This is a genomic window from Methylophaga muralis, from assembly GCF_001720165.1.
Lineage (GTDB): Bacteria > Pseudomonadota > Gammaproteobacteria > Nitrosococcales > Methylophagaceae > Methylophaga > Methylophaga muralis.
Window position 1 is genome coordinate 1 of sequence record NZ_MCRI01000004.1, and the last position, 18,085, is coordinate 18,085.

Annotated in this window: 18 protein-coding genes; 9 read left to right on the forward strand and 9 right to left on the reverse strand. The window is 42.8% G+C overall.

Annotated elements, in window-relative coordinates; all coding sequences use genetic code 11:
• The first annotated feature begins 252 nt into the window (after window positions 1-252).
• The gene (locus A9E74_RS03160) at window positions 253-1,866 is read left to right on the forward strand and encodes a methyl-accepting chemotaxis protein (protein WP_069295319.1); all 1,614 of its coding nucleotides are present in this window, start codon (window positions 253-255) and stop codon (window positions 1,864-1,866) included.
• A 7-nt stretch (window positions 1,867-1,873) separates the two neighbouring features.
• Here A9E74_RS03160 and A9E74_RS03165 read toward each other — a convergent pair whose 3' ends face one another.
• Window positions 1,874-2,839: a DUF3080 family protein gene (locus A9E74_RS03165; protein ID WP_084002878.1), complete on the reverse strand. Its 966-nt coding sequence runs from the start codon at window positions 2,837-2,839 to the stop codon at window positions 1,874-1,876.
• Window positions 2,840-3,042: 203 nt separating this feature from the next.
• Here A9E74_RS03165 and A9E74_RS03170 point away from each other — a divergent pair, with 203 nt between their 5' ends.
• The 6 genes from A9E74_RS03170 (at window position 3,043) to A9E74_RS03190 (ending at window position 8,367) form a co-directional block, all read left to right on the forward strand.
• Window positions 3,043-4,050 carry a sensor domain-containing diguanylate cyclase gene (locus A9E74_RS03170; RefSeq protein ID WP_245652025.1) on the forward strand — a complete coding sequence of 336 codons (1,008 nt, stop codon included), beginning with the start codon at window positions 3,043-3,045 and terminating at the stop codon, window positions 4,048-4,050.
• A 177-nt stretch (window positions 4,051-4,227) separates the two neighbouring features.
• On the forward strand, window positions 4,228-5,262 hold the full coding sequence (locus A9E74_RS03175) for an acyltransferase family protein (RefSeq protein WP_069295208.1): 1,035 nt from the start codon (window positions 4,228-4,230) through the stop codon (window positions 5,260-5,262).
• A gap of 281 nt (window positions 5,263-5,543) precedes the next feature.
• Window positions 5,544-5,747 carry a cold-shock protein gene (locus tag A9E74_RS03180; RefSeq protein ID WP_014706925.1) on the forward strand — a complete coding sequence of 68 codons (204 nt, stop codon included), beginning with the start codon at window positions 5,544-5,546 and terminating at the stop codon, window positions 5,745-5,747.
• A gap of 431 nt (window positions 5,748-6,178) precedes the next feature.
• On the forward strand, window positions 6,179-7,516 hold the full coding sequence (locus A9E74_RS03185) for a mechanosensitive ion channel family protein (protein ID WP_245652026.1): 1,338 nt from the start codon (window positions 6,179-6,181) through the stop codon (window positions 7,514-7,516).
• A 98-nt stretch (window positions 7,517-7,614) separates the two neighbouring features.
• On the forward strand, window positions 7,615-7,686 hold the full coding sequence (pqqA, locus tag A9E74_RS13990; RefSeq protein ID WP_081443609.1) for a pyrroloquinoline quinone precursor peptide PqqA: 72 nt from the start codon (window positions 7,615-7,617) through the stop codon (window positions 7,684-7,686).
• A gap of 105 nt (window positions 7,687-7,791) precedes the next feature.
• The gene (locus A9E74_RS03190) at window positions 7,792-8,367 is read left to right on the forward strand and encodes a TetR/AcrR family transcriptional regulator (RefSeq protein WP_069295210.1); all 576 of its coding nucleotides are present in this window, start codon (window positions 7,792-7,794) and stop codon (window positions 8,365-8,367) included.
• A gap of 6 nt (window positions 8,368-8,373) precedes the next feature.
• Here the strand turns inward: A9E74_RS03190 and A9E74_RS03195 are convergent, their stop codons facing one another.
• Window positions 8,374-9,171: a hypothetical protein gene (locus tag A9E74_RS03195; RefSeq protein WP_069295211.1), complete on the reverse strand. Its 798-nt coding sequence runs from the start codon at window positions 9,169-9,171 to the stop codon at window positions 8,374-8,376.
• A gap of 42 nt (window positions 9,172-9,213) precedes the next feature.
• Window positions 9,214-9,528 (reverse strand): hypothetical protein, encoded by a 315-nt coding sequence (locus A9E74_RS03200; protein ID WP_245652027.1) that lies wholly within the window; start codon window positions 9,526-9,528, stop codon window positions 9,214-9,216.
• A gap of 156 nt (window positions 9,529-9,684) precedes the next feature.
• Here A9E74_RS03200 and A9E74_RS03205 point away from each other — a divergent pair, with 156 nt between their 5' ends.
• Entirely contained in the window at window positions 9,685-10,050 is a 366-nt protein-coding gene (locus A9E74_RS03205) for a hypothetical protein (protein WP_069295213.1), read from the forward strand.
• A gap of 1 nt (window position 10,051) precedes the next feature.
• Here the strand turns inward: A9E74_RS03205 and A9E74_RS03210 are convergent, their stop codons facing one another.
• Together A9E74_RS03210 and A9E74_RS03215 are read right to left on the reverse strand one after the other, a co-directional pair.
• Window positions 10,052-11,290 carry an ABC transporter permease gene (locus A9E74_RS03210; protein ID WP_069295214.1) on the reverse strand — a complete coding sequence of 413 codons (1,239 nt, stop codon included), beginning with the start codon at window positions 11,288-11,290 and terminating at the stop codon, window positions 10,052-10,054.
• The gene (locus A9E74_RS03215) at window positions 11,280-11,975 is read right to left on the reverse strand and encodes an ABC transporter ATP-binding protein (RefSeq protein ID WP_069295215.1); all 696 of its coding nucleotides are present in this window, start codon (window positions 11,973-11,975) and stop codon (window positions 11,280-11,282) included. Before A9E74_RS03215 ends, A9E74_RS03210 begins: the two co-directional genes overlap by 11 nt.
• 94 nt (window positions 11,976-12,069) lie before the next feature.
• Between A9E74_RS03215 and A9E74_RS03220 the strand changes: the two genes are divergently transcribed.
• Window positions 12,070-12,645 carry a DUF3299 domain-containing protein gene (locus tag A9E74_RS03220; RefSeq protein ID WP_069295216.1) on the forward strand — a complete coding sequence of 192 codons (576 nt, stop codon included), beginning with the start codon at window positions 12,070-12,072 and terminating at the stop codon, window positions 12,643-12,645.
• Window positions 12,646-12,649: 4 nt separating this feature from the next.
• Here the strand turns inward: A9E74_RS03220 and A9E74_RS03225 are convergent, their stop codons facing one another.
• Genes A9E74_RS03225 through A9E74_RS03240 form a run of 4 tightly spaced genes read right to left on the reverse strand, consistent with a single transcriptional unit; the run spans window position 12,650 to window position 18,084 of the window.
• Entirely contained in the window at window positions 12,650-14,293 is a 1,644-nt protein-coding gene (locus A9E74_RS03225) for a formylmethanofuran dehydrogenase subunit A (protein ID WP_069295217.1), read from the reverse strand.
• Window positions 14,277-15,308 (reverse strand): CobW family GTP-binding protein, encoded by a 1,032-nt coding sequence (locus A9E74_RS03230; protein ID WP_069295218.1) that lies wholly within the window; start codon window positions 15,306-15,308, stop codon window positions 14,277-14,279. Before A9E74_RS03230 ends, A9E74_RS03225 begins: the two co-directional genes overlap by 17 nt.
• Window positions 15,301-16,665 (reverse strand): DUF3526 domain-containing protein, encoded by a 1,365-nt coding sequence (locus tag A9E74_RS03235; protein WP_245652028.1) that lies wholly within the window; start codon window positions 16,663-16,665, stop codon window positions 15,301-15,303. Before A9E74_RS03235 ends, A9E74_RS03230 begins: the two co-directional genes overlap by 8 nt.
• Entirely contained in the window at window positions 16,666-18,084 is a 1,419-nt protein-coding gene (locus tag A9E74_RS03240) for an ABC transporter permease (RefSeq protein ID WP_069295219.1), read from the reverse strand.
• Window position 18,085: the final 1 nt, after the last annotated feature.

The following is an 18,085-nucleotide window of genomic DNA, read 5'->3' on the forward strand; positions in this document are numbered from 1 at the left end:
AACAATCATGCATTTTCTACATTGTCTGGAGACACACAACTCCCCTTCTCGCCCTGTTGAAATTTCATAAAAACTCAGCAACTTAGATATTGAAAAAACATCTAATTGTCTTTATGGCTTATGTTTAGCTTACATTTTAGCTAAAGATTTTTTATATTCAGTCGACAACCATGCTGTACAGCAGTAAATTTGATATAGCTATTAACGAAAGCTGCTTAAACTTAAGCAATGAAGCATTGGGATGATACCAAAATGAATATTCATAGTATTCGCACGAAAAGCTCTTTACCTGTATTGGTCATGGGGTTGACCATTATCATTGTCATCTCAATGTTTTGGTGGATGATGTCGTTACAGAATCGGCTTATAGAAATTCAGGCACGAAACTTCATGCCGGCCAGTGAGGTGATTCTCAATGCAGATCGTGATCTTTATCAAGCAAAACTTGCACAACTTAATATTATTTCCGAACGCTCAGACAGTGCACAGCAAGAAGCAGATCGCCAAGAGAATATGCAGCAAGTTGCCGATCGATATTCTGAGTATCGCGAGTATCTGAAGGACTATCCCGAGATATCGGGTGATCCAGCTTTATTTGATAAGGCTTATCAGGAATGGGTGACATCTTCTAATGCGCTGGTTGATGCTTTTAATAGGAATCAATCACTGAGTAGTCTTGAACAAATAGAAGATCAGGAGTTCGCTGAGTTACGGGATATTCTGGATAAATCAGGCGAAGCGGTTATCACCGGATTTCAGGTGATTGAAGAGCAATTAGCCGCCGATATTCGGACCAAAATGACAATTACCTTTATTGCTGTTGGTATCGTACTGTTAATTGCCATTGCGTTTAGTTATCTCATCCCTAAAAAACTCACTGATGATATTAATTATCTTGTTAAACGGATAAATGAAATTGCCTCTGGTGATGGTGACTTAACCGCCAGGATTGATGTTTCATCAAAAGACGAATTCGGTAATCTAGCCGTTGCCTTCAACGTGTTTGTCACCAATTTGCAGGATTTGATTAAAAACATTCTCGCGCAAGTTGGCAGCCTGGGTAACCTCACGGCCAGTTTGTCAGACGCCTCTGTGCACACCAAAAGCATAAATCAAAATTTGAATTTATCTACTGAGTCGATTGTTAGTGCGGTTCATGAAATGACATTGGCTAATAAAGAAATGGCTCAGGTAGCGACTAACTCTGCTTCCGAAGCAGACAAAACAGCGGGATTGGCGGACCGTGGTATGGCGGTTGTCAGAAGCTCTAACGAAAAAATTTCTGCACTGATACGCAATATGGATTTGGTATTAAATTCCTCTCAAGAACTGGAAGCCAATTCAAATAACATCGTTTCAGTACTCGAAGTTATTCGAGGTGTTGCTGAACAAACCAATTTGCTGGCTTTAAATGCTGCTATTGAAGCTGCCCGTGCCGGTGAACATGGTCGTGGCTTTGCCGTGGTCGCCGATGAAGTCAGAACCTTGGCAACTCGAACTCAACAAAGTACCAATGACATAGATAAGATCATTCAAAAATTGCAGTTATCAGTTAGCTCTTCCTCCAAAGCGATTTCTGAAGGTAAGGTAAATGCTGATGAAACAGCCAATACCTTTGTTGAAGCTGATGCGGTATTTAACGAAATTCAGCAATCTTCAAATCGTGTTAATGATATGGCTACCCAAACGGCTCAAGCAACAGAAGAGCAAACTTGTGTTGCCGAAGAGATCAGTAAGAATCTGCACGGTTTAAACCAGCAGACCGAATCGGCCAGTGAAATTGCTGAAACCGGTGAAGAATTAGCTCAGGAAATCCGACACTTTTCAGATAACATGAAACAAATGATGGGTCGCTTTAAAGTCTAGTTGTTCATTATGCAGCGGGTCGTAAACCACATTGTTCGAGCAAATCTTGCCAGGCCTCTGTGTGTTCTCTGACCCGCTGTTGATATAAAGCCCAGAGACCTGTCTCGTCATCCCAGTTTAGGCTAAGAGAATAATAGGGCTTAAAGGATTCAGGCATAACATGCTGCTGAAGTTGAGCCAACTCAGATAGCGGTTCGAATAACTGCCCCGCTGCACGATTAACACTAGCCATATACGGCTGAACTTTCCCGATATACACACTATAAAACATAGACTCTACAACTCGCGCCTGCTTATTAGGCTTGCTTTGCGAGCATAAAGGCTGCTGGTGAACCCGCTGCTGCAGTATCTGCGTAGCATCATCAAGACGAGTGATCAGCAACCTTGCACTGTTATGTAACTGGCCTGCCCTGCTTCCGTATTGCCAACTTTGTTGAATGTTTCCAAGATAAGTCAGATCTACCGAATAATCACCGGATTGTAGTTTTCCAATGACATCATTCAGATACTGAATATCATTTCCGTATTGTGAAATTTCGTGTTGGCTCTGTTCCGGTTGATAAAGTCCATTTGAAAGGCTCGTAAGCTGAGCTATTTCGTCAGTTCCCCACGTAGCATTCCAGATCACCGTCGGTAAGTTTTGTTGTTTTGTTTCGAGGGCGACAACTACTTTATGTCTTAGCTGTTCATTATCTATTTCAGCTAAACATGTCCTGGCTGCTTCGATAAAACGTAACTCATAACGCAAACTGTTTAATGGCTGCATAACACGGCCAAGGATTGCATTTTTTTCACCCACCACAAATTGCAGTTCACAACCATACAGCTTTAAAAAGTCGAGCATGTTTATATCAGTCTCAGCTATCGATAAGGTGCGCTCACGGAATCTCGGTATTCTTTCAATAGCCACCAATTCCGAATAATTCGGCTCAACATCTAGCACATTTGCTAAACGCTTCACATATTCGTCCATTAATGTGTCCGGTTTTGCCAATGGGTCGCAAGCGCTCAACAAGAGCGTTAAATATACTAAAACGGTAATTCGATAGTTTGTTGGCATTAGAGTGGTTTTAACCTGTAACCGGTAATTTTGAGTTGTGACATATTAAATAGGTTAAGGACTCGTTTTAAATTTATTGTATGCTCCACATTAGTTTTACAAAAAGGATCAACTCCTTGAAAAACAGAGCAGATATGTCCCATCCGATAGTCAGCGACGATTATTTCCAGCAATGGCAGGATCTGCTCGATTTATTTGCTGAGTTTATGGAAGTGCCTGTTGTATTGCTGACGCATTTAAATGAAAGTGATGAACTCGCTGTAATGGTCAAAAACCGTGCGATTGAAAATCCTTATCAAATTAATCAAAAATTTAATCTAACGGGCTCAGATACCTATTGTGAATTTGCCATTCGTCAGCAACAAACGCTGTTTGTTGCTAATGCAAATGAAGATCCACAATGGAAAGATAAATACGATCACAACTTAGGCATGGTCAACTATCTTGGAGTACCTGTTATCTGGCCTAACGGAGATCCATTTGGCACCTTATGCGTGCTGGATACAAAAACCCATTATTACAGTGAGCTGCAAATAAAAATGATGGTGCAGTTACGTAATATCTTTGAAGCTAATCTGGATATTCTGGAAAAGAATTTCGAGCTTGAAGAAGTAGCGAAAACGCTGGAATATTTGGCCAATACGGATGATCTAACCGGACTGTGGAATCGACGAGCATTTATTGCTCAGGCAGAAACCGAGCTGCAACGCACATCACGATACAACCGAACTCTGTGTCTGTTGATGTTTGATATTGATGACTTCAAACGGATAAATGATTTACATGGTCATAACACGGGTGATGAAGCTATCAAGTTATTCAGTGAATGCATCATGACCTCCAAGCGCTCATACGATATTTTCGGACGTATTGGAGGTGAAGAATTTGCCATGATCCTACCTGAAACCGAACTGGCTTCAGCATTGACTTTAGCTGAACGTATGCGTGAATGCGTTGAAAATTTAACCCTGCCACTCGTTAGCGGTGAAAATGTTAGCTTCACTGTCAGTATTGGGCTAACCGAATATAGTGAGCAGGATGATGGGATTTTTGCCCTGCTCAGCCGGGCAGATCGCAATCTTTACATTGCCAAACACCAGGGTAAAAACTGTGTTGTAGCATAAAGTCTGTTTATCTTTCACAGCCACCATTGCTCGGCCTAGGAAAGATCAACCACCCTAGTTTTTATCAAACTTCATCCATTCTCAAATAACATTAATTCCTGTTCATATAGCCTAGGTTAAGATTGAGTTAAGACTCTAACGTTATACTCAACTTCATTTTTACAGCAGGAGCGTTGTATGACACCGGCCAAAAACCGGCTTCAAGCACTTGATGCATTAAGAGGCATAGCAGCTTTAGGCGTAGTCCTTTTTCATTACCTGCCTTATTACAACGAACTATACGGTCACGCCTTTACCCCACCAGATTTTCTCAAATTTGGCCGCTATGGGGTACATCTCTTCTTTATGCTCAGTGGGTTTGTTATTTTCATGACACTGGAACGAACTGAAAATGTAGCCAAGTTTGGTCTAGCTCGTGCCTTTCGTTTATTACCGGCCTTATGGGTTGGTATTATTCTTACCTTTTTGTTTGTGCATGCCCTCGGGCCATATGACCGTGCCGTGCCGTTAAGTTCGGCATTGTTGAACTTTACGCTGTTACATAGTTACCTGGACCATGCACATGTTGATGGAGCTTATTGGAGTTTGGTGATTGAAGTGACCTTTTATGCCTGGATGGCACTTCTGTTTTACACATTGAAAAGCTGGCAGCAATTACGCACGGTGTTATTTGGCTGGATAATACTGAGTTACGTGGGTGTTATAAATTTAGAAAGTTTATCGCCAACAATGTTATTTATTGCAACTGAGTTATTATTTACTAGCTACGCACCATTATTTATTAGCGGGATTTTGTTATATCGCTGGCATAAAACCGGTAGTCTGGCTGCCATAGAAGTTTTCTTCTTGGCCTTATCAATGAGTCATGCACTGATCGCCTATCCGGCACCTTTCAATATCTTTGTTTTGAGCTGTTACGGCGTGTTTGTATTAGCAATAAGTGGCTATTTAAACTTCATCGTTAACAAAGTCACGCTATGGTTGGGCAGCCTGTCTTATTCTCTTTATCTGGTACATCAGAATATTGGTTACGGCATCATAGATCAAAGCTATGCCTTTGGATTATCTGGTTTGATGGGCGTTTCAATTGCCCTTGTCGTTTCGTTTATCCTGGCGATATTAATGCACTATTACGTCGAAAAACCCTCATTAAGGTGGTTCCGTGAAAGACGTCAAAAAAACGCCACCTTTACCAGCGACAAACTAGTCTAAGTCACTCAATGAAACGCTTGAGTCTGCTTAAACTAAACCCAACATTTTCTCTATGGAGATTAATATTGTGATTATTAGTAAAATAAGCTTTGACCTTTACAAATAATCTCTATATAGTCGATTGTGCTTGCAAGTACGACAGATATTTGTTTTCAAGTTCGATGTTTCCGCTTTAATGTTAGATCCAAAGAGTACTCGTCCTGTTTTCAAAATACCCGCTCCACTTACAGCATACCCGCCCGATTAGGGCATTTTTAGATTTACAAAAAATAGGATGATTTATGTCTTCAACTGGAACAGTTAAATGGTTTAACGAAGCTAAAGGCTTTGGTTTTATCGAACAAGAAAACGGCCCTGACGTTTTCGCACATTTCCGTCAAATCCAAGGTGACGGTTTCAAAACATTGACTGAAGGCCAACGTGTAACATTTGATGTTACTCAAGGTCAAAAAGGTCCACAAGCTGAAAACATCGTTCCTGCATAATTGCTACGATAACAGTTTGTTTTTCACCTTCGGGTGAAACGAAAAGCCCCGGTATCCGGGGCTTTTTTGTATCTGGCGGTTATTAATCGCTAACAAGATCGATTACTAACTCTAGAGTTTATTGAACGGTTATGTCACTTCAAAAGCTGTTTCGCATATTGCGCCAATATTGCTCTGTTTGAACTCAGAATGTACTTGAATCAATAATTTTTTTTCATTTACCCCTAAAAAAATACTTCACAAACCGCTTAACACTTCCACTGTTAGCAGCTGTTACATCAGTAGTTTCCGCAGAGATATCTTCAATTTTTTCCATTAGTGCATTTTGCCTTTTTCAAAATCAATCGATGAAATTAAATGTCACGCATGAACTGGCTTGATCATGGATCGATGCTCGCTTACATTGGCACTCTTTAAACGCAGCTTACGGTATGAGAATGGATATCCAGCAAATTGAAACCCTTTTCTTTCAAGCTCTGAGCATTGTCATGGATTGGGCAAGCAGTCCGAAATTTTATTCTCAAATCGGCTTAATCGTTTTATCAGGGCTGCTGGCCTATTCATTTGCCAGTTTTCTGAAAAATCGCTCACCCTTATTAAGACAAATCCCGGCTACCGGCCCATTACTGAAAATGCGTAATCGTATTTATCAAAGTCGTAATTTGATCTTACCGTTAATGCTTATTCTGGCATTTTCCATTGCCGCCGATATTAGCCAAATGTGGATAGGTCAAAGCTGGTTGATTCAAGTCTGCATGAGCTGGGCAGTGATCTTCATGCTCTATAAATTAATAGATCGCCTGGTTCATAAAGCATTATTTAAGAAGCTCGCGTTGTGGATTATTTTGCCAATCGCCATTTTGCAATTATTTGGTTGGCTTGATGCAGTTATTGCCTACCTAGAATCCATGTCATTTGAAGTCGGCAATATTAATATTTCCGCCTATGGCATCATTCGAGTATTAATATTCGGCACGATTCTGTTCTGGTTAGGACGCATTTCCAGCAATGCCGGGCAGCAAATCATTCGCAGTCAGGAAGATTTAGATGTTGGCACCCGTGAGGTGTTTGCCAAACTATTTCAAATCGCTCTGTTTTTCATTGTGTTCATTCTGCTATTGCAGATCATGGGCATTAATCTGACAGCTCTAGCCGTATTCGGTGGTGCGTTAGGTGTCGGTTTAGGCTTTGGATTACAATCCATCGCTTCAAATTTTATCTCCGGTATTATCTTGTTACTTGAACGCTCATTGAGTGTAGGTGACTACATTGAAATGGAAGATGGACGCAAAGGCGTAATTCGTGAGCTGAATATGCGTTCCACTACGCTAGAGACCTATGATGGTAAAGATATCATGGTGCCCAATGAGCAATTTATCACCACCAGTTTTACCAACTGGACGCATAAAAACTTTAAACAACGCTACGACATTGAATTCCAGGTTTCCTACAAAACCGATTTACATTTCTTGTTTGATTTACTTCGTGAAGTCGTTGCCAGTCACCCACGGGTTATCAGTGGTGATAATGTGCCGATTGAAGAACGTCCTGATGCTGAGATTGCTGGTTTCGGGGAATCAGGTGTCGATATCCTGATTGAGTTCTGGATGGAAGGTATCGATGACGGGCCAAATCGTGTGGGTGCAGATTTGTTATTAATGATTTGGGATGCCTTGAAAGAAAATAATATTGAGATACCTTATCCCCAGCGTGAAATCAAAATTGTAAATGCTGGCGAAAAAATGTTTATCAATTCAGGAAAATCCTGAGGGGTATAAAGCCGAATGCTGAGGGTTTAATATTTTTGCCAGCGTATGATTTGAACCATAGCAAAAATTTATTGCTTAACAAATTTGGAGAAATAGACATGTGGACTAAACCAGAATACTCAGATATGCGTTTCGGCTTTGAAGTAACAATGTACATCTGCAACCGTTAATCTGCAGAAAAGCGAAACCTCAAAAAGCCCCGACTAGTCGGGCTTTTTTGTGTCTGCTGTATAAATCAGGTTATGCTTGAATTAGCCGCAAGATGGAGGTAAATCATGACGCAACAAACTGATTTATATAACGCCATTATTGATAGTGCCGTTAATCTGGCTGCCAAGTCGTCCTGGGAATCATTGCGTCTGCATGATATCGCTACCGAATTGGATATTTCCCTTGCCGATATTTATGAATATTTCGCTGAAAAAGAACAAATCAGCGATGCCTGGTTCGAACGGGCAGATAGACAAATGCTTTCAGCTTCCCAAGCTTCACTCTTTCCAACACTTAGCAATCAACAGAAATTTCACAATCTACTGATGACTTGGCTCGACTCACTAGCAATTAATCAAAAAGTGACCCGCCAAATGATTTTAAACAAGCTGGAGCCTGGTCATCTGCATATCCAGATACCTGCACTGCTTCGTATCAGCCGCACCGTACAATGGCTGCGTGAAGGGGCAAACCAAAACTCAACCTTACCTTGGCGGGCATTCGACGAAACCGTTTTAACCAGCATTTATTTAATCACTTTTTGCTGCTGGCTTACCGATAAAAGCCCTCTGTTTAACCGAACAAAACGTTGTCTCGACCGACAGTTAACGCTGGCAACAAAGCTTGGGTTTTTAAAATAATCCTGCTTAGGACCTGGTGATTCTATTTATCAATCGCCAGGCAAAAAACAGAAATCCAATAGGCAAAATCAACATAATCAATACGAATTCAGCTAATAAATAGATTGCAGCATTAATCCCTTGCTCTGCTTTCTGTTGAATATCCTGTAATCTGGCTTTTACATCCAGATTATCTTTAAAGCCTTGATACCACGTGCGTTGAGGCTCATCAGGATCGGGTTGAAGCGCAGCTACTTCCTGTTGGGTCGTTTGCAAAACTGCTATCGCATCCTGTCTGTCATGTTCCAACCAAACCTGCACTTGATTGGATGCCAGAATCGTCAACGGTATTGCCAAACGCAATAAGGTAATAACCAACACTAGGTTGAACAATCTCGCAGACCAACGTTCTGGCAGCTTTTGCCAAAGAATCAACACAATAACGACAGCCGCAAAGCCAGCTAATACCCAGCGGAATATGGGGATATCTCCCATTGATAACAGGATCTTCTGGATACCAAGTGATGCAGAAGCCATCAATAAAACGGTAGAAAATTGTTCAATCAAATCATTCAGCGGATCCAATATCTGCCCAGGTGTTAACGTTAAGCCTACCCCCATCGGCTCGATTGAGAGTTCAGTGCCCTGCGCTACCGAAATAACCGCGTTCAATCCTCTGGCAATGGCATAGACAGTGAGTGTCACTTTGAGCATTTGGCTTAATTGGTTTCCGACATTTGATTCGAAAGGGAGCAATGCCAAAACGACACAAGCCAGCAGAATAACAACTACAATAAGCTGACTGCGATGATAGTTCGTTTTCAATAGTTAACTCCCGTCAGAAGTGCATAATCAAAATATTAAACATTAGTCATAGGGTTCATAATTTTTATCCGGTTTGTTCTCACCTACTGACGTCTGTTTTGAGTCATGAATTCCGAGGAAATAGAACACCAGCAATAACACATAAAAAAATAGCAACCCGTCTTCTTTGACAATACTAATCAACGCCCAGGCAGGAACGATATAAAACACCAGATTAAGCATCACCGTGAGCAGCTTGCCTAAACGACGTTTTCCCAATTCATATAAACCTGCGGCAAACAGGCCAGTCATATAGCCACCGACAATCGCCAGAATCAGCAGTAAAATCACTCCAACCGTTGAAAACTTATCCATCATCAGCCTCGTTTATGATGACTATCTGCTGATAATGACGCGATAAATTCATTTTGTCATTGCTTGTTATCAATCATTTTTCCAGGGCATCAAAGGTTGGTGTTTGATGGTAAAAACAGGCAATATGGTTTCAATTACAATTGCAGCGGGGCTTAAGCGATGCGACAACATTTTCTGATGCTCAGTCTGTTTTGCTTGTTAGGCTGTAGCGAGCAAGCGGATAAAGTTGAAAAAGATAAAACGGATCCTGTTCTACAGTTAAGCCAATGGTGTTTTGATAACTGGAAAGAACAGCAGTGGACAATGGGGGAATCGGATTTACCCGCCGTAGAAAACCTGGCTTTTAGCGAAGGCATTCGCAAAGTCTGTCGTGCCAGGGCTGAACTCTACGCCGAAGGTTATGAAATTTACCCGTTTATCACTGATACCATGCAGCGTGAGATCTATGCGTTGGTATTTTCAGCCGACGTCGAAGATATTAAATCCCATCTAAAACAGCATCTGCCAAAACTCAAACGCATTTGATTTACAGATTCAATTGCTGATGCAGGCCTTGTCGATAGGCACTGATTGCCGGAATAAGCGCCACAAGAAAACTCGCGATAAGTACTAACGGCAACATAAACAGAAACTCATTGATGATTGATAATCGCGTCAGCAAAATCCCATACTCCTGCAATAACCAGTCTTTCAGTACATACATACTTAACTGCAAACTGATAAATGCCGTAAAAGCGGCTGCAAGACTAATCAGCATGGCCTCAAGCTGCAGCAAGGCAAACAAAAATCCTGGTCGATAACCCAACGCACGCAGCACAGATAATTCATGGCGGCGCTCGCGCATGGAAACCAGCAACATATTTGCCATGCCAATCAAAGCGCCCAGTAACACCAGGGATGCAATCAACAATAATAGCTGCTCCACACTGCTAAGCATTGTCCATAACGACATTAATGTCGCACCTGGCAAAATTGCCTGTAATGGTTCCTGCCGGTACTCATTGATTTGGCGTTGCAGATTAAAGGTCTGTATCCGCGAATTAAGTCCCAGCATAAATGCGGTAATTGTTTTTGGCTGCAAATCTGCTAACTCTGGTGTGGCTGTGCCCGGCATTCTCACCCCGCCCTGCCAGTTGAAATGAATGGCTTCAATGCCTTGTAAACTCACATACACTGATTGATCGACCGGTGTGCCAGTCGGAGCCAGAATACCGGTAATTTTAAACGGATGATCATCATGTTTACTAAAGCTGGTACTGGCAATACCATGTGCCAGCACAATGGCATCATCTACTTGGTAACCCAGTTGTTTGGCTACTTCTGAGCCAATCACTGCATCAAAATGTTCATCAAACGCTTTGCCATGTTGAAAGGTAAGCGCTTGTTTATTTCCAAAGCGGAAAAATTCAAAAAAATCGGTGCTGGTACCAACCACCCGATAACCTCGATGCGAATCCCCGAGAGAAATTGGAATACTCCATGCTACAGATGGATTGGTCGCAATTTCCTGATAACTCTGCCAGGAAACATTATTGGTTGGCACTCCAATATGGAATACCGAATACAGCAGGAGATTCACCTGACCGGTGCGTGCGCCGACAATCAAATCAACGCCAGAAACTGTTTTGCTAAAACTGTCTTTGGCCTGATAACGTATGGTTTCCACACTCAGCAACACAAAAATACTCACTGTCATCATCAGCACCGTCAGTAGCACACTGACGCGTCTTGCCAATAAACTTTTCCAGGCCAGTTTAAACAGCATGTTTTTCTCCTGCGACCATAAATGACTGGATATCCAGCTGTCTGGAAAAATGCTGTGCAAGACTGCGATCATGACTGACAAAAATGATTGTCGCTCCAGCCACTTTGACCTGTTTCAGTAATAGATCTACAAAACTATCGCGGGCATCGCTATCCAGCGCCGAAGTAGGTTCATCAACAATCAATAATTCAGGTTGATTAATCAGAGCGCGGACAATCGCCACGCGTTGCTGTTGACCGACGCTCAATTGAGATGCAGGTCGTTCAAGCAATTCAATATCCAGTTGCAAGTCGTTCATCAGTTCCAGACTGCGCTGCTGCAAATACGGTTTATCGTGACTGGAAAAGTGGCTGGCCAGCTTGATATTATCGGCCACGGTTAAATAAGGAATCAGATTAAACCGCTGAAACACCATGCCAATATGACGTGCGCGAAAGGCATCACGTTTTCGATTGCTGAGCTGGTTGAGTGTTACCTCATCCAGTTTGATGCTTCCCTGTTGAGGCAACAGGATGCCTGCCAGTAGATTTAACAAGGTAGATTTTCCAGAACCAGATGGCCCGTAAACAAACACTGTTTCACCTTTTTCAACCTGCCAGTGAGCTATTTGCAATAAAGCCTTGTCTGAGTCTGGATGATAACGAAATTGACAGTTTTCGATTTGGATAGCAGGACGATTGGTCATACGATTACCGGATTGAATAATGGATAGTTTTGGTATGCATATTAATTGTTATAACATAACATTTTCGCTCGACTTTTAACCTCTCGGATACACCATGACCGCACTAAAACCTGCAAAGTTCTGGCTTTATTTCTTAGTATTAATGGGTTTGATATTCACTCAACCGCTGCTTGCCGATAATAAATACCAATCCATTGATTGGGTAGACTTGATGCCAGAGGACGATCTGGAAGCACTGATGAATCCGCCCGAATACCTCAGTGAAATAGAAGACGGCTCATTTGAAGATCAAATCAGCAGCCAATTACTCGGCGCACTGGAAAATTCTGCAGATGATCGCTACCAGCAGGCATTAACTTCAGCCAAGGTCAAACCTGAATATGATCAACGGCAGATTCGTCTGCCCGGTTTTATGGTTCCGGTTGAAATGAACGAACAACAACTGGTGACCGAATTCTTTCTGGTGCCGTTTTTCGGAGCCTGTATCCATTATCCTCCGCCACCGCCCAATCAAATTATTTATGTCACCTCCAAAGATGGCGTTGCCCAACAAAATCTTTATGATCCCTATTGGGTCGAGGGCACGCTAACAACAACCATCACCGAAAATGAAGTGGCAGTTTCAGCCTATTCGATGAAAGCCGACAACATTGAGTTATATACAGAATAAATGATTACAGCCTGATCGCAGAAAAACGCTCAGGCTGGTCAAATAACAAATCCTGTTGCACCCCATAGTTAGATAAATTCATCGAGTAAAAACGATCAAAGTAGTTTTTAACTGTGGATTCAATTTGTCTATCAAAATGTGGTTTAACGGTCATGGTCTGACCAAACTGACGCTTCACAAACTCGCCGTTCTCAATAATCAGCTGACCGTTTTTGAAGACCCATTGCGCCTTTCTGAACATCGCCGCTTTATCATCCTGCCCCCGATAAACTGCAATATCGGCCAAAGCGCCAGGTTGCAAATGCCCACGGTCATTCAATCCCAGTAATTTGGCCGGGGCCGCCCGCGTCATAATGGCAATATCGTATAAGCTGAATTCCTGCTTCAGATCTTTGAGCAGGGTCAACTCCATGATCTCTGGATCCAGTTCTGCCAGACAGGCCATACGAAAATCATAGTCCATCAATAGATGCAATAAATCCGGGTAACGGGTAAACGGTGCACCATTGGGATGATCAGTAGTAAAAAACAAACGCCAGGGATCGCCGGACAACAGGAATATCTCCAGACCAATCGCCCACTGCAGACCATTTACAAAACTGGCCTTTTTGTATTGATAAGGCACGATGCCGCCACTGCCTTCGTCTTCAGCATGCCACATCACCCATTTATGCGGGCTGGCATCGCCACGACGGGAGAACTGAGCGATGATATCGCCAGACATGGTGACTGTTTGGCCAAATAACACCTGCCCGACGTCCATAGTGATATTGGGGTGGCGATTAAATGCTTCCATCAACTGAGCAGCAGCTGAAGAAAAACCTCGAGTGCCTTCGGCTCCATAGCCATAAAACTGCACATGTGCCAGATGCATCGGCAAGCCTTGAGCGGCTTCCATGGTATCAATGGCGGTTTGTACATTGCCGGGAACACCAAGATTATTACAATGCACATGTACTGGGTGCGGAATACCCAATTGATGCACGGCGGTCTGCAATGAAGTTAATAAGCGCCGTGAGCTGATGCCATAATCCGGTACTTCATCATCCAGACCAAACTGTTCAACCCCGGCTTTAAACGCCTGTGAACCACCGGCATTAATCACTTTCAATCCTAATGCCTGGGTGGTATTAATCGTCCAGCTGACATAGTCATTAATCTGATCCTGGGAAGCACCACTTCGCAACATGGATACCAGCAAATCATCACTACCCAGAATCGCCAGCGCAGCCGTATCGATGATGGGAATATCTGCCATTTCTCGATGCACCTGTGGCGCATTGACCGGCAACATCGCTGGTTCCACCACCATGCTGTAACCCATTTCAGTGTAGCGATAGCCGGTTTCAAAACTCGACCAGCGGGCATTATAAAACGGCAGGTTTTCCTGTCTTTGCAGATGATTTCGATGTTGATCCGGCAGTAATAAACGTGCGGTATTTACGTTACCCCCTGCAATATGGCTGTGGATATCAACACCGCCCGCCATGGTAATGGCCCCATTTAAATCATAGGTAATAGCCGAATCTTTATCACTGATGTTTTTCGGGTCAACGATTCGATCATCACGGATCCACAGATCCATGAGTTCCCCATTGAGTTTTTGTACTGGGTCATATACGCGAGCGTTTTTAAGACGGGTTAGCATGATTTATCCCACATATTTGGAGTAGTTGATTTTCCATTATTTTTGCATCAAGCGGCTTGTCGGTGATGAACTCAATACGGCTTTCCACAGCCTGACCGGGCAGTCTTTTAATCATCAAGTTGTTATCAGCTTGATTGATAGCAACAAAGCCTTCGCTGGTTCGAAAAACAGCTTTAAGCCGCACCTGTTTAAATTGCTCCAGCCACTTCATCAGCGGTTGGTAATCAAAACAAAATGTTGATTTGAACCGCCAACCATAGCTATACCAGCCACTCAACTTTTGTGCCGCCGCCAGGTAGCCACAATCTGGAATAAGCTGTTCTTCGCTATCAACATTAAAAACCGCTGGTTGTTCATGCCAGATGGCCTGATTAAATTTAGCTTTTGGCTTTAACCATTCAGGATTAATTTTTGCATCTTGAGTAACCTGTAATGGTAGTTCCTGAAGATGCATTTCATCCAGGTAAGCAGTTAAAGCATCAATTTCAATCTGACCATACATATCAGCCTTGTTCGCCACGATCAGATCGGCGATCTGTAACTGCTGCTGAAAAGTCTCATGTTCTCGATATTTCGCATCAGCCATATGACGTGCATCAACCAATGTCAGCGTGGCGCGTAAATCAATGATCGATTGATAAAAGTCTCCTGACAGCACGGCGATCACTTCTTCCGGATGCCCCAACCCACTGGGTTCAATCAATAATCTGTCGGGTTTAGCTTTACCAATAAGCTGATTGAGTGCCACCTTCATCGGCAAACCAGCAGCACAGCACATACAGCCCCCGGGTACTTCGCGAATCGTGACCTCACCTAAAGAGTGCTCATCGGTTTGCAGTAACTGACTATCTATTCCCACTTTGCCAAACTCATTAATCAAAACCGCCCAGCGTTCATTTGCCGGTTTAGTATTCAAAAGATGCTGAATGGCCGTGGTTTTACCGACACCGAGAAAACCAGTAATCACATTGGTCGGTATCGCTTTTTGAAACAGCTTAAAGGTTTGTTCAGCCACGATTTCGGCGAGTTTGCAGCATAATTAATCCAACAAAAAACAAGCCTATCAACACCAAATTAATTAAGCTTTTTAACGTATGGCTTTGCATTACGGGCTGATATTCAAATACAGGAATATTAGCGAAATCAGTCTCGGTAAACGGCTTGTCGAAAAAATAGAAGTTAAAGAAATATTCGCGCAATTGCTGGTGATAATCACCAATCTGATCCAGAAATGCCTGACTTGCCAACATATCGGTATCGGCGAAATGATTCATGCTGTATTGCAAACGCATCAACGGCGATAACCAGGCAACTTGATTACCAATTTGGTATGAATTAACGCGACTCTCACGAAACTGCGCTACAGCGTCCGCCACAATCACATCGCTCATATGCTGCATCGCATAATACCAACGCCAGTCAAATGGTTGTTGCAATATCGGCTCGGTAGTCTGCCACTGTGGATAATCTTGCAGATAGGCATCAAAATCCGCTTGTTTATCTTTATCCCAGCTGCCATGCATATATTCACGCTGATCAAACAGCATTGAGACATGCTCCGCGGGTTGCTGTTGTTGTGTTTGATACAGATAAGCCAAACCTGGCAATACAAAAGCAAACACAATCCACAGGCTGATAAATAACAAACTGTTAAAGATAGCAGTACGTTGCAGACTGATAATCCAGCCGGTAATCAAAAACCAGCAGAGTTGGTAGGTTAACAATACCGCTGCAATCTGCCACCATAAGCCATCTAAGCTGATATCCGTCAGTACAACCGCTGCAAGCAATATCACTATATTAACGACTGCCAGCAAGCCTGCAGCAATGAGCATTTTTTTAGTTAATAACAGTCCGCTATTAGCCACCTGGGAGGCCAATAACGACCAGCGTCCGCTGGCCTTCTCTTCTGCAAGCAGATTTAAACTTAAGGCAGCGATTAATAACGGCATCAGGTAAATCCAGATAAAACTTAAGTCCAGCTTACCAATCGGCATAGCAGCAATATTGCCAGTCGCCGTATTGCTTAATTGGCTTTGCAAACCTAATAAACGAACTCTTGTGTGGCTGGCCGCTTCGCTTCGTTCACCATGTATCAATGCCGACCAGGCAGAAGGTTTTTGCCAGACAGGATGAAACTGGTAATAACTCATATAACCCGAGTCGTATGGAGCTAACGGAGCATCCTTCTTATAGTCTGCCAATTCGGCTTGGTAATTTGCTTCGCTGATAGCCCGCTGTTGATATTCACGTTGTAGTCCTATCTGGCCCCAGATAATGGCTAATAAAGCTGCTAGAAGATAAGCTGCCATCAGCCATTTAAAGAGCTTGTTCTGCCATAACAAGCGTAATTCAAATTGAATAAATCTCACCTAATCAACCTCGTTCCGACTGCGGGAAAGTAACAACACACCGATGAATAACCACCCCAGTAATATTAATAAAGGTAGGTAAATCAAATTCAGTTCGTCCTGCAAGGTAGGAGATTGATAATCAAATTGCTGCAGATTTGCCAAATGCTCATTCGAGACTTTTTGTTCACGGTCATGGGCATGGTCGATTTGTTCTGCATGCATCTGATTCAGCTGCTTGATGAAATTAAAGCGAAATTGCTCCGCAGCGTTTTCATAATGCAAAAAACTACCTGCATTGGTCGCCGCGAAAATAGACGATAACTTGTTGGCTAATAAATAGGGTGAAAACCACGCTACATGACTGACCAGTTGATTTTGCTGTTCAGCGATTTGCATCAGTTTTTCATATTGTTGGGTAAAGACTTCACTGGTAATGCGCTCGCCCTCCTGCATCACTACACCGCGCCAGTTTACCGGAAGATCTTCAACACGCGAGACGCCATATTCTGCTAACACTTTTTCACGAAACTCGGTGAAATGTGGATCGTCAGGGTTATGCGAATCTCCCACTTTGGCAATTTCCTGTGCAGTTTGAATATCAAATACCGCACGATCCGGCATCGGATATTGCATCTCTGCCACAGTGTTAGCCATTTTAGGCATCACAATAACTGTCAATAACCAGAACAGTAACAATGCTGAAAGGCTTTGCTGATTAGTGCGGCACCAGTTAGAGAACAACACCACTGTGACGGTCCATAAAAGACAGTAGAACAAATACAAAACAAACATTAGCCCCATACGTAATACATCGCTGCCATGCACATGCGATAACAGCATAAATCCAATAGCAATGGCGAAAATCACTAACAGAAAAATCAGCGATATCGCAAGGTAGGCCAGTGTTTTGCCAAATAACAGTTGTTTTACACTGATACCTTGGGAGACCAACTGTCGTAATGTGCCTTGTCCGCGTTCACCGCTCACACTATTAAACGCTAAAGCGATCAACACCAATGGCCAGATAACCAAAATAATGGTCGCTCCTGACAAATAGCCAAGCCCCATATAGGCCGTGCTGCTGACATATTGTTTAAAGCTACTGCTGTTTTGCCGATGCGCTTCCAAAAACAAGGCATTACCGACAAACGGATTCACGCCGCTATCAATAAAGCTAAGCGGTGAGATGATACGAAATACCATCGTGCCGTAATGTGCAGCACGATGGGGATGTCGATCTGGCTGGGCTTCCCATTTGGCATCATTCTGCTGCTGCCAAATGGTTTGCGCCTCAATAAAATCCTGCTGCTGTTGCCAATGGGAAAACGCAATTAATGACGTTAACACCAATAACAATGGCAACAGGATTTTCAGGGTCTGACTCCGCCATTGGGTGATCAACTCATGACGAGCAATTTCAATAATGGTTTTCATCATG